The 12975-nt window shown below is 56.2% G+C and carries 10 protein-coding genes; 5 read left to right on the forward strand and 5 right to left on the reverse strand.

What is annotated here, in order from left to right; translation table 11 throughout:
- Positions 1-103 precede the first annotated feature (103 nt).
- A complete protein-coding gene (locus FXB40_RS12400; RefSeq protein WP_148772484.1) occupies positions 104-1423 on the forward strand; it encodes a glycosyltransferase family 4 protein in 1320 nt (439 codons plus the stop codon).
- Positions 1424-1516: 93 nt separating this feature from the next.
- Here the strand turns inward: FXB40_RS12400 and FXB40_RS12405 are convergent, their stop codons facing one another.
- Together FXB40_RS12405 and FXB40_RS12410 are read right to left on the reverse strand one after the other, a co-directional pair.
- Entirely contained in the window at positions 1517-2473 is a 957-nt protein-coding gene (locus FXB40_RS12405) for an aldo/keto reductase (protein ID WP_148772485.1), read from the reverse strand.
- Complete coding sequence (locus tag FXB40_RS12410; RefSeq protein WP_187436833.1) at positions 2466-4049, reverse strand: GMC oxidoreductase; 1584 nt, start codon at positions 4047-4049, stop codon at positions 2466-2468. The genes FXB40_RS12405 and FXB40_RS12410 overlap by 8 nt, the downstream gene beginning before the upstream one ends.
- A 391-nt stretch (positions 4050-4440) precedes the next feature.
- Here FXB40_RS12410 and FXB40_RS12415 point away from each other — a divergent pair, with 391 nt between their 5' ends.
- From FXB40_RS12415 to FXB40_RS12430, 4 genes are all read left to right on the forward strand, one after another.
- A complete protein-coding gene (locus FXB40_RS12415) occupies positions 4441-5724 on the forward strand; it encodes a hypothetical protein (RefSeq protein ID WP_148772487.1) in 1284 nt (427 codons plus the stop codon).
- A gap of 345 nt (positions 5725-6069) precedes the next feature.
- Positions 6070-6795, forward strand: coding sequence for an FkbM family methyltransferase (locus FXB40_RS12420; RefSeq protein WP_187436834.1), 726 nt, complete (start codon positions 6070-6072; stop codon positions 6793-6795).
- Between the two features lie 41 nt (positions 6796-6836).
- Positions 6837-7640, forward strand: a complete 804-nt coding sequence (locus FXB40_RS12425; protein ID WP_187436835.1) for a class I SAM-dependent methyltransferase — start codon at positions 6837-6839, stop codon at positions 7638-7640.
- Between the two features lie 46 nt (positions 7641-7686).
- On the forward strand, positions 7687-8898 hold the full coding sequence (locus tag FXB40_RS12430; protein ID WP_148772490.1) for an acyltransferase family protein: 1212 nt from the start codon (positions 7687-7689) through the stop codon (positions 8896-8898).
- Positions 8899-9004: 106 nt separating this feature from the next.
- On the opposite strand, the gene FXB40_RS12435 is transcribed toward FXB40_RS12430, so the two are convergent.
- From FXB40_RS12435 to FXB40_RS12445, 3 genes are all read right to left on the reverse strand, one after another.
- On the reverse strand, positions 9005-9679 hold the full coding sequence (locus FXB40_RS12435) for an FkbM family methyltransferase (protein ID WP_187436836.1): 675 nt from the start codon (positions 9677-9679) through the stop codon (positions 9005-9007).
- A gap of 303 nt (positions 9680-9982) precedes the next feature.
- Positions 9983-10789: a Crp/Fnr family transcriptional regulator gene (locus tag FXB40_RS12440; protein WP_148772492.1), complete on the reverse strand. Its 807-nt coding sequence runs from the start codon at positions 10787-10789 to the stop codon at positions 9983-9985.
- A 344-nt stretch (positions 10790-11133) separates the two neighbouring features.
- Positions 11134-12555, reverse strand: a complete 1422-nt coding sequence (locus FXB40_RS12445; RefSeq protein WP_148772493.1) for an exopolysaccharide biosynthesis polyprenyl glycosylphosphotransferase — start codon at positions 12553-12555, stop codon at positions 11134-11136.
- Positions 12556-12975 lie beyond the last annotated feature (420 nt).

The following is a 12975-nucleotide window of genomic DNA, read 5'->3' on the forward strand; positions in this document are numbered from 1 at the left end:
TGGCGAGAAGGAGTTTCGCATGCGCATTCCATGAAATGCGCGCCACGAGGCTGGAGGGCCACTGATCATAGGGCGTATCGCGACACCCGCTAGGAGGAGAGTCATGGTACCTGACACAACGTTACCGTCGTCTATGAATGTCCTGCCGGCAAACCATCGGCTAAGAATTGCCCTGGTGTGCAGCCGGCTGCCGCTACCAATGACCCGTGCAGATCAATTGACTGTCGCGCACCTAATTTCCTTTCTGGCCGCGCGCGGTCATGCTTTGGACCTGTTCACGCTCGACACGGGAGAGAAGCTGACACCTGAGCAGAGGGCGTGGCTGGATCAGCGCTGCCGTCAAATACTTGTGTTCCGGCAGCCCAAAGCACGAAGTATTCTCGGGGTGATCGGCGCTGTCGCAGTCGGTAAACCGATGCAGGTCGGCTGGTTCACCAATCGCTCGCATATCCATGCCATCCGGCAAGCTATCTCATTCAGGCAATACGATGTCGCCTATGCCTACTACATCCGCAGTGCCGAGGCGCTCCGCGCCGTTTGCCGCGCTGACGCGCAGCCCGACCTTGGCCGTCCTCCGACGATCCTGGGCATGCAGCTATCGCAGTCATTGAATACACGCCGGATCGCGCATGACTCCGGCAGACTACGAGACAAGATCATATACTCCGTGGAGCAGAACCTGGTCCGTCGCTACGAAGCCAACATATGGAGCGAGTTTTTCAAGACTGTTCTCATCAGCGAGAGGGACGCGGAGGAAATCCGCCTGGCCTGTCGTGAAAGGTCGGGACCAGAGATAAGCAATTACATTCTTTCTCCGCACGGCGTGGATACCAGTCGATTCCGGCCTCGTCCAGACATCATCCCCGATCCGTCGACGCTGGTCTTCTCCGGCGTGATGGGGACCAATACCAATATTCACGCTATCAACTGGTTCGTCAAAAACTGCTGGTCGCGCATAAGGGCGAGAGTTCCGGACGTGCGTCTGCTCATCGTAGGTCGGCGGCCGGCGCACGAGATCGTTCGTCTTGCTGCTCATGATCGCGCAATTACGGTGACCGGCGAGGTGCCGGATCCAGCAGAATACATGGCGCGCGCGACAGTCTGCATAAATCCCGTCCAGATCGCGGCCGGCATGCAGAACAAGCTAATTGAGTATATGGCCTGCGGCAAGGCGGTCGTGTCAACGCCCGTGGCAAATGAGGGTATTCACGCAATCTCCGGAACGCATCTCCTCGAGGCCGATGGTCCCGAGGCGTTTGCGGATGCTGTCATCACACTTCTGCGCAGTCCGGAGATGCGCGCTGCTTTAGGAAAGAGCGCACGCGAGTATATCCAGCGCGACTGGACCTGGGAAACGTTGTTTTCCGCGCTTGAGTCTGAAATGTTGGCGATAGCATTGGGTAGTCGCGCAGCGGCGGCGTGAGCTGCCGGGAGAGCGTTCCGGTGATGGCACGATAGATGGTGTACGAGGAGCACAGGCGACAGGTCCGGCGCCAACCAGCGCTGCGCACAGGATCTAGCGCGTGGGAGCCTCTGCGGCACCGTGGCCGGTCAGAAGTCCGTTGACGTTGTCGACATAGTCAGGCGAATCGCCTCGCGCAATCGACCAATTGATCTGGGAGACGCAGCGCCCGATCCGTATTGGGTGACGCGATGAAAGGAGAAGGACCGATCGCGGATCCGCCGCCAGTGCTAGAGTTGCCAAGATGGCCGGGTGGGCATCGGGATCGAAAAAATCGTAGCCATAACGGTTGGACAGAGCACTCGCCGTCGCGGGCCGGGTGGCAATTGCTGTCTGCACCAGTGGCAGACCATATCGCAGCACACCATGAAGCACGCGCAATCCAGAGTAATTGACAGGCAGGGCATCACCGGGCGCGTATCGATGTTGCCACACATCCCCATACCGAATGGACTGTTCGGCAGGCTGCTGCGTGCCGGTACCCAACAGGCGGACTTGTTGGGAGGATATAAGCCGATCCAGCTCTCCGAGGAGCTCGGGTGTCATGTCGCCGGTCCTCGGCTCGTGCAGCAGCAGGACGTCGACCCATTCGGTCTTCAACCTTCGCAGGCTGTCCTCGAGAGAAGAGCGTACTTGGTCCGGATGGAACAGCCCGGTCGTTACGAGAGCCTGCGCCTGCCGCAAGGCGAATTGCTTAACGGTCGGGAGCCGCAGTGCAATGGGGCGCAAGGTCTTGCGTAGCAGTGAAAACAGGCCGGGGAGCTTGGGCCTGGCAATTCCGACCTTTGTGGCCAAGATGAAGTCGCCGCGATAAGACTGAACAAGATTGCCAACGACGTCCTCGGCGAGCCCGTAGAGCGGCGCGACATCGATGTATCTGATTCCCGCCTCGTAAGCTGCTTCGAACACAGCGATGCTCTGACGTAGGTTTGCGCCCCCGATCAAACCGCCGCCGCCCAATCCTATGCGGCAAACTTCAGCAGCCGAACCGGGTAGCCGCACCTTATGCATTCCGATAACTCGTCACCCGGTCACACAAGCGAAGGGCCAACGCTAGAGCGGTGTAGGTGCAATTTGCGTATCCCGACGTCGGAAAGGTGGCGGCGCCCGCCACGTGAAGGTTGGCCGTACCATGAACCCGAAGATGCGGATCTACGACCCCGCCATCGAACGTTGACGCCATCCGGAGCCCGCCGCATTGGTGATAGCTGTCGACGCATTCGTCCAAGATTGAGATGTCGCGGGTGGCGATTTTCGGATGAAGCTGCATGTCCGCAATTCCCGTCTTCTCGAAGGCGTCCCGAACTATCTCGCAGAAGCGAACAATCGTATTAATTTCTCGCCCATCAATTCTCCAATCAAGACGCACAGCAGGCATCCCCAGCAAATCACGGCGCTCTCTATCCAGCCTGATCGCACTTTCCCGGAGAGGTACTTGCTCGCAATTTATCAGCAGTCGAATGCCCATATCGGAATGATTGAAAATCCTGTGCTCTCGAAAATAGCGGCGGATCAGCGGACCCCAGATCTTCAGCAATACACGGATATGACTTGGGATCGTTCTCAGGTTTGGCGGGACCGCTCCGCGTAGCACTGACGAGACGAACAGCTTTACGTTGTCGATATGGTGCTGCAACGAGGAGTCAAATTGCATAACACCACTGATGTTGAGCAGTCCCTCCATTTCTTGTACGCGCTCTGCCAATCGCAATTTCGGCTGATACTTTTGACCTGCGATCAGGATGGAGTCGAAGATATTGTCGAAAGTTTCGGTTCGCTTGCGAAGTAGCCGGGCTGCGCTGATCTCCAGATGATCCTGGAAGCAACATCCAAGCCACCTATTGCGGCCCCAAGGCGCTTCGCGATCGTTTTGTGCGGAATTCAGTAGGAGGCGCGTGGCCTCGATAGTTCCACAAGCGATCACGAAATGCTTGGCCGGCAGTCGTGCTTCCCGTCCGTTGATCGATTTTATCACGACGGCCTTGACGCATTTTGTGATATTGTCAAAGACAAGATCCGTGGCGATTGCATGCAGCAAGAGCTTCAGATTCGAACGACCGGTGAGATCGTTTCGGAATAGTCGCGCCAGGTTTCTCTCGCGCAGCGACCGCGTGAGCACGATTTCGATCGCGTCACTAAGCACTGGAGCGGCAACGTGCGCCCGTCTCCAGATTTCCTCATCGCCACCGATTCCGGGCTCAACCCCGAGGAACTCGGCCGTGCGGTCATAATAGGGCACAAGCTCTTGAAGCGTCAGTGGCCATCCGCTGTTCTCGACCCAATCTCGTTGCGCGAAATCAATCGGCGTGTAAGGCAGTAGCGTTCCACCCCAGACGATACTGTTTCCGCCGAGTACGCGAATGCGGGCCTCAGAGAGTCCATTGTGAGAGTGTCCATCGTTGATACTGGCATTCAACTTTTGCGCGGTCGGTTCGACCGTCTTCCCGCCGGCTTCGAGCACAACCACCTCGTGCCCGCATCGCGCAAGCTGCACAGCAACAACAATTCCTATTGGGCCGCCACCCACAACAACAATATCGCTGCTGGGCAACTCCGTGGTCGATATCTGGTCAAACTCGAAAATCACGCCAGCCGTAACCTCCGCAAGCGCAAGTGATGGGGCTGGTCGGTGCGAACGACACGGGCGCTCGAACGATCTTGGAGAAGGCCACTTATCCGGGCGCGGGAGGGAAACATTACCGGCACTCACCGACGATGATCAACTGCACTCTACAAGACACTGCACCGCCCGCTCCGGAGCATCTTGGCGGCGGTCATTATATCGAAGTGCGGATCGGCAATACAGTTCCATTCCATTCCGGAACATTATCGGATTCCGCGCGCCACGGATCAGTTGCCCGGACTGGAACCTGCTTATTGATCGACTAACGGCACGCAAGCGGTATCATGCCCAGGACGCATGGTGCGCGGTCGATAACTTCGACTATGAGCGTCTTAGGCAAACCCGGCCGTAAACGATGAACATCTATACTTATCTTACATTGAAGGCGTCGAATACCGCTTTCCAGCTCGCGTTTGGAATTCTGACCACTTACATCTTTCTGCGGATCCTCACACCAGATGTATTCGTTTCTTATATTTTGATTTCTGCCATAGGTAGTTATTCAACCTTGGCCGATCTGGGCTGTTCAAGTCTTGTGTACGTTAATCTGCGAAAGGCGTATTTGGACGGCGATGATCTCGGTGCAGCTTTGCAAGAGGCTTTGGCGGCGTTTCTTATATATAGCGCCGTAGTCCTGCTCGTGCTTTTCGTAGTCAGCGCATTGATCATAGCGACTATTATCGAAAATCATGGGGCGCCGCTCAATCTGGTTCTATATTTGCTTTTCTGGCTGTTGCTGTTGCCGTGGAATATGGTGAGGATTACTGCAAATGCGCTCGACCTTTACATTCCTTTCGAAGCCTTCGAATTGGCGCGCCGTGTGGTGGTGACGGGACTCTTGGTAGTGCTTTTGGCGGGAGTCGACGTGCGGCATTACCTGATCGCGACAAACGTTGTGTGGGGCACCTGCTTTGTGGTCGCGGCATTTTACGGTCGCCCGCTATTTGCGGAATGTGGCGCGCGCAAAGGGACTATCGCTGCGGCCGCGGTTCGGCTGTATCGTGATCGGCTCACTAGCATGAAGGCTGCGGCTGCTTTCAACGTGAGTGCATTCACCATCTATGTCTTCCCATACTTCGTAATTCCCGCCATGTCGTTTCCTCGTGATGCGCTGGTAGTCTATGATATGTTTTACAAAGTCGGTCGCTTTGGCGCCACGGCATACCGCGTTGCCGGAGATGCCTTCCTGCCAATGCAGACGCGGGCAGTCCACGAGGGCAGAACTAGAGATTTGATGTCATCGGTCGGCAGGGTCTTGGCCTTCCAGTGTATCATCTTCCTGATTGGGGCAATTTGCTTGTTGGTCGGATCGGCCCGGATCTTTCCAGTACTGCTCAACGGAAAAGTTGAGATTGGCCACACGATCGTGCTGATGATGGTGGTGATGCTCTTCCTGGAGCTCATCCAGCTCACACTCGAGGTGATACTCATCAATACGGGCTTATTCCGACCGATGGCAAAGTTGTATGTCGCTGTGCTGACAGCGCTTGGCACTGTTGCCATCGGGAGTTACCTCTTCAAACTGTCATTCCCCCTGTTTCTCGGGACCTACGTTCTCGTGTACGGCGTAGGAGCAATACTGCACATCCCGCTCTTCTTGCGGCACCTCGGTCGCGCAAAATCGCGTCAGCCAGACTGACTGAGAGTCCGAAGCTAGAGGAGAAGGGCTGGCGCAACCCCGGGCCCGACCGTATCTGAACTGTCCTGACCGGCACAGTGACTTGGGCCAAGCGAAGCAGGCGCGCTTACGTTTTTGTTTGCTCGGTCAGGAACTCCTTGGCCTTTACCATGTTCGCACTGAGCGAGCCCCCCGAGGAGACGCGTGTTGGCCTTGTGGCGCTTCCCACGAACATGTTGACCACCGGAGTGCGGGTCCAGCGGCAATTCGAGGTCAGTATCCCGCATGTGGGTCTCTAGGCCCTAGTTCTCTTGTCGGCGTGATGTTCTCACGGCAACGGGGTGGGCGATATTCATGCTAAGAAAGATGCACAAGCTGCTGGGAGCCCTATCAAACCCGATCTATTGGAGCGGGCTACGACATGGGATCACGCCGACAATCGAGCACAGGCTGGCGCTGGAAGGCTTAAACATAAGGACGGTGCTCGATGTCGGCGCCAACAGAGGCCAATTTTCGCTACTTGCCCGATGTCTTTACCCCGCGGCCACCATTTATGCATTCGAGCCGCTGCAGAATTCTGCAGAACAGTTCCGTACGTTATTTTCTGATCAGCCGAATGTGCATCTCTTTCAGGTGGGCATCGGCGAGGGTCTAGTCGACATCAAAATGTTCGTTGCCAACGATCATCATGCCTCGTCGTCGATTCTGAAAGCACATAAGCAATCACAAATATTCGGTTCGCGAGAAGCAGGAGAGGAGACGGTTCGGGTCGGCCGACTGGCCGATTTCCTGCCGCTTGATCGCATATTATCGCCTTGCCTGCTCAAGATCGATGTCCAAGGCTATGAGCTGCAGGTCATAAATGGCTGTCGTGAAGCGCTGCCCCTCATCGACTATCTGTATGTTGAATGCAGCTATGTCGAACTGTACTTGCGCCAGGCGCTCGCTCACGAGGTCCTAGCCCGGTTGGCCGAGCTTGGCTTTGCTCTCCGGGGTATCTTCAACCAACACTGCGATCCGGAAGAGGGGCCCGTGATAGCCGATTTTCTCTTCCAATCACTGAGATCGATCGCCCCCGGCCGAGCGATATAACCAAAAGCAAACTCTTTCAGGCCGTCAGGAGCGCGCCCGACATGCTCAAGAGCGACATTCGCAGCTTCTGGGACCAAGGCTCCGCTGGCGAATTTTGGGCTGTCGGATCGGATGCGAAAGCGCGCTTCCTCGCCGAGGAAAAGTCGCGTTATCAGTTTGAGCCTTTCATACCTGAGTTCGCCGACTTCGCCGCGGCAACGGATCGGGTTGTGCTCGAGATCGGCGTCGGAATGGGGTGCGACCATCAGCAGTGGGCGCGCGCACGCCCGAGGCATCTACTCGGCACCGATCTGAGTTGGCGTTCCGTTGCCTACACGCGCGAGCGGTTCGACTTGTTCGATTTGAAGTCGGACCTGGTCCTGACCGATTGCGAATCTCTGCCGCTGGCTTCTGACTGCGTCGACCTCGTCTATTCGTGGGGGGTGGTGCATCACACGCCAAATACCCCGCAGGCAATTCGAGAGATCCACCGTGTACTGCGGCCCGGTGGGATCGCCAAGGTCATGATCTATCATAAGTGGTCGCTGACAGGTTATATGCTCTGGACGCGTTACGGCCTGCTACGAGGGCGACCTTGGTGCGGCCTGGATCATATCTACGCGAACTTCCTGGAAAGTCCTGGAACCAAAGCCTACACCGTCAAAGAAGCTCGCCAACTCTTTGGGCAATTTTCCGACGTTCGCATCGCCATACAGGTGAACTACGGCGATCTGCTCCAGAGTGAGGTTGGCCGACGACACCGCGGTCTGCTGCTCACTATAGCAAAAACGCTATGGCCACGCTGGCTCGTGAGCAGATTGTTGAAGCGGCAAGGCTTGTACCTGCTGATCACCGCACTGAAATAGAGGCGCGTTTCGTCGACTCATCTTTGCTACAGTTCGAGAGTTGGTGATGGATCGGACAAAGGAAGCGGGACTCGTGTCGGCGCTCACAGGCCTTCGGGCCATCGCTGCATACTTCGTGCTGTTATTCCACTACGGATCCAGCTTCGTCAACGCGGTCGGCGTTCCGTACCCAATAGGCAAGATCCTGAGCAACGGATACCTTGGTGTGAGCTTCTTCTTCATTCTGTCCGGCTTTATACTCGCGTACAATTACCGCAATCCGCTGGCCACATGGTCGGCCAAGAAGGCATTCTTTTTAGCTCGTTTCGCACGTATATATCCCGTCTATATTTTGGCGCTTATCGCAAGTCACTTCCTCGGAAACCGGTACGTCGAGCCTGGCTCGATGGGCGCTATTCCTCAGTTTGTGCTTCTACAGTCCTGGGTTCCGTACACCGACAACATCCAGTATTGGAATACGCCGGGGTGGACCCTGTCGGTCGAGGCGTTCTTCTATACTAGCTTTCCATTGGCGATTGTGCTGGCTGCGGATGCATCAGACAAGAGGCTTGGTGCTGCGGCTTGGCTCCTCGCCGGCACGATGATGATAGCGCAGACGCCGGGGTATCAATTTGAACGATTGGCGCCGGTTTGGCTGGGGTGGGTGCCGCTGGCGCTGTTACGTCTTCCGGAATTTCTGTTCGGCGTTTCACTTGGAGTGCTTTGCACGCGAGGAAGGTTGCAGAGTCTTGGCCGCGCGGCCGCCCTGCCGGCGATCAGCTTTGCCGCTCTCGTTTGTTTGGCTGTTCTTCCAAACGCGATTGTACCTGGACCGTTCGGGGTTCTCATGGGCCTGCTCATTTCATCCATATTCTGGAGCACCGAAAGCCGTATCCGGCGCCTTTTGTCAACGAAGCTCTTCGTCTTGCTCGGCGGGGCGAGCTACGCGCTCTACCTGCTGCAGGAGCCTGCGCACGACCTGTTCACGTCCAACTTTGGTGGTCAAAACAAGCTAGCCATAATTGCCTATTATCCGATGGTCACGCTACTTGCGATTGCCGCCTTCATTCTTGTAGAGGAGCCGGCGCGAGAAATGATCCGACACTGCTTCGGATTGCGACGCTCAGCCGGCGCGGAGATCATGCAGCGAATCGCGACTTCCAAGGTCGACCGCCTCGAAATGGCTGCTAAGCCGGGAAGTGCCATGTCCCGCCTCGATCAGGAGCGGTTTGGGACGGGCCGAGAAACAGCGCAGGGTCCACCGGTCGGGCGAAGTTAAGTGGCGCGATTGGGTTGAGCGTCGGAAGGAAGTCCGCTTAGGGTACCAAGACAGCGGAGATCTGACCCGCTGCGACGAGGCCCGATCGTTGCAGGGAAATCGGTAATTATATATCCGTCGCCGCGAACTTCTCGATGGGAATCGCAATGGTATTCCAGACGGGACGCTGCAAGGGACCCGGCACCTTAGCCTCACCGTCCAGCATGATATAGCGATTCTTTTCAAAGAACGCTGCCATCGGATCTTGGAGCTCACTTTGGCACTCGATGAGAATGTTGGGACGAGCCGTCGCAATTGTCTGCTCGCCACCCTGAAGAACCGCCATTTCCGCGCCTTCAACATCTATCTTTAGAACTGTCGGCGCGGCAAGGCTTCGGGCGAGCGTGTCGATTTTCATTGTCGGAACCGATCTCGTTTCCTGAGCGACGACGAGCGTCTGCCGCCATCTGCCGAACGCCTCAAGCTTGTTGAGCGCTCGACTGAACTTGGAGATCTGAAAGGCGGCTGCAGCATCCTCGTTCGAGATCGCAACGCTCATCACAGATACTTTGAGATGTCGGTTTCTGCTCAGTCTGAGGCTCCGGAGCAGGTTGCACGCGAGTTCTAGGTCTGGTTCAAAAGCATAGACCCCTCCGGAGCGAACCTTAAGTGCTGCTGGCAACGTAAACAGCCCTAGGTTCGCGCCGATGTCCCATACCACGGCGTCGGTTTCGATCCATTCGCGAATGAATTGTTTATGGACGGGATCAACAAGCGACCTGCGCACGTCAAGAACACTCAAGACGCTGCTCGGCGAAACATAGGCCTGGAATACACCATCGTCCGTTCGAGCTGTTCGGCGAAAATACCGCGCCTCGAATGCTCTGTACAATGCGCGCCGGTAAAATGGTGCTTGTGCTCCATTTCCCATCGTCGATTTCCGTCAGTTGCAGACAGCAGACTTGTAAACTCTTAGGCAGCAAATGTTTGCGTCAGGCGAGCTCGGACATTGTAGCGAATGTTGGCAAGGATGAAGAACGTTGTTGAAACGCAAAGTGACATGGCAGCAAGGTTGCCAGGGATAGGAAGCCTGCAGGAGCGAGGATCAGAGGACATGAAGACGGTACTCAAACGACTGCTCGTGTGGCTCTGAACGCGGGGTGTCCGTTGGCTGAGTTCGGTCAAGATCCTGTCCGCGCAGCCCCAGGTAATCAGGAGCAAATCTGGCAAGACGCACCAGCTCATTCCAGTTGTTGATCGTTATTGTCTTTGCTTGCCACTGAAGAATATTGGTGCGGCGCAGTTCCCCGATGACCCGATTTGCATGGATCGCGGAGATGCCGCAGGCGTCCGCGAGCCCCGATTGCGTGAAAGGCGAAGGGATCCGAAAATCTCTGGCTAGACCGACTGCGCGCAACCGCTCCGTGATCTCACACAGCAGGTGCGCCACGCGCGCTGATGCGTCCCGGCTTCCCAGATTGGCGATCCAGCGTCGTAAGCTGGCAGCGTCCGTGAGCAGCAATAGCAATAGCGCGCGCGCCAAGGAGGGCGAAAGCATGGAAATGTCCCGAAAGAATGCGTGCGGAACGGATGCGACCACGACAGGGCTAAGCGTAACCAGATCGAAGTCGACGCGTGGATCGTGGAAGGTATACAGATCCGGCACGTCGCCGGGCACGTGAATTGATGTGATCTGTCTGCATCCGCTGTCGATATCTTGCCAGCAAAGATAGCCCTGCAGCAGTAGGGAGCAATGGTCCGGCTGATCGCCCTTTTGAAGGATATGTTGGCAGGAGCCGTAGTGACAAATGCTGCTCGGCATATTCGCAAGCAGCGAAAGATCACTCGACGATAGTTCGACGATGCTTACCAGGCGATCAGCGAACCTTGAGAACGCGAATCCAGCTTGCATACCGATTACCAGATTGCTTACTAAACTGCGCGAGCACGTCGCTCCCTCACTACCGATGCGGAGCGATTACGTCATTAACAACCTGTGGCACCCCAATTTCGCGATTGAACCATCGATGTGATCAGCACATCCAATGGACGTTCCGGTCGACGCACAGCGAAAGTAAAGGTTCCTCTAAGTGGGTCGAATTGTATACGGCATCCGAAACAGCGTCGCGGGTACCGGAAACTCGGCAGTCAGACCGACGTGACGCAAGCCGAGCCGACCAGTGCGCATTGATCAGAGCTACCGAGGCTCGCGAGCGGACAGTGTTGCTGCCCCATTCGCGGCGACAACAGATCCTCTTAGTATGCATTATCATAGGTCTTCTTTGAAAAGATCGTCATCAGGACAATCTTTAGGTCGAAGGCAAGCGACCAGTTGTGGATATAGTAGAGATCGTGCTCCACGCGGGCGCGCATCTTCTCGATAGTGTCGGTCTCACCCCGGAGCCCATTTACCTGAGCCCAGCCGGTCATGCCTGGCCTGACGTTATGACGTCGGGACAATCGCGCGATCCGACCTTCAAACGATTGATTGTGCCAGACGGCGTGAGGACGGGGGCCGACAATCGACATGTCCCCGCGGATGACGTTGAAGAGTTGAGGGAGTTCGTCGATGTTCGTGCGCCGCAATATCCGCCCTATGCCTGTGATCCTGGGATCATCCCGGATTGCCTGACGAGCGGTATCCGCGCTCCCTACCATCGTGCGAAACTTCAGAACTCGTATTGGCCTGTTGTTATAACCGTGACGAATTTGTTTGAATAAGATGGGACCCCGCGAGTCCAATTTTATCAGCACGGCCACCATCAGCATCGGCACGAAAAGTATGATGCCAGCCGCTGCCGCGAAAAGCAGGTCAAAACTTCGCTTGAGAAAGCGATCCAGCACCAAATCGGGTCCCGACGCTATCTCGAACACGCTGGCGTGGCCAAAATATCCAATCCGGCTGCAACGTATAAAGTCCAGCAGGCCGACGGGGAGAAGTTGAATCCTAATCGGAATTTCGGAAAGCATGTCCACTGCTCGAATGACCGCATCCATATTGTCTGAATGAAATAGCAATAGTACCGCATCGCGTTGGCGGGCCCGAGTGTCACTCAGGATCCTCTGAAGCTGAAATCCCATTCTGGTCGAGTCCAGCCGATAGACTTGGCGTATGTCCTCCTGGTTGGATGACAACTGCCTAAGAAGTTCGGTCGGACTTTCAACTCCCGGAAAAACGAGGACCACGGCGCCCGCTGAGGTCCAGTGGCCGCGTTTGCGGCCGACCTCTATCGCGTGTAACAATATTGCACGAGTCATGATCGCGGACGGCATGGAGATGGCAAATTGCGCGAGGAACGTTCCCCTCGAGTAATTTGAAACTGTGCCACTGATGAACATGAGCGCGAGAACGAAAACGAAGGCAAACGCCAAAGCAAGCGCTCCTCTGTGAAGTGCCTTCCGATACCCTCCCGCACCAAGAAAATCGTATTGCTTGTCGGCCAGACAGATAATCACGTACATTAGCGCAAGTTGGACGCAGATCCATCCATACGAAATCGTCTCCGGCAGAGCGCCCCAAACAGCTAAATGATATACAACGAAGGCGAGATAGCTCGAGCTTGCGATGGCCGCCAATTCGGTTAGTGCGACCATTGCAGCAAGCAGGGGACGATCGTCATGGCTCTGAGCGGTTTCATGCGCGCTCGTCACCGGTCCAGATAATTTGAATAGCAGCATCCTTGACCTCCGTCGAAAATCAAGTTCGTGCGGTCGCACGCGAAAATCTACCGGACCTCTCCTCTGCTCCGGGTAACCACAACTCGGCGGCGCTTCTCAGGAAAGAGATCTGGTAAAACGAAGCCAGACTCCCAAGCTGCAAACGAGCCTGTAAGGCGATTTCGAGCAGCCGAGCGAGTCCGCGATGCAGCGGTGCCGTCCGGCAGTAGATGTGCTGCGGATTGAACGGGTTCGAGTAGACGCGCGGACTGCGAGCGGCGTAGGGTGTAGTCAGTGGCTTTATGGGCGGCGCATTGAGCGCCTTCGCGAGGTGCAAATACAGGATGAAAGCGAGGGGGCGAACACGCTTGAAGTAATCTCGGTCGGTCTGGCTCTCAGCAATGGCCGCGGCGTCAGTTATTGGCGATGCGATCAAGACGA

Source organism: Bradyrhizobium rifense (assembly GCF_008123425.1).
GTDB lineage: Bacteria > Pseudomonadota > Alphaproteobacteria > Rhizobiales > Xanthobacteraceae > Bradyrhizobium > Bradyrhizobium rifense.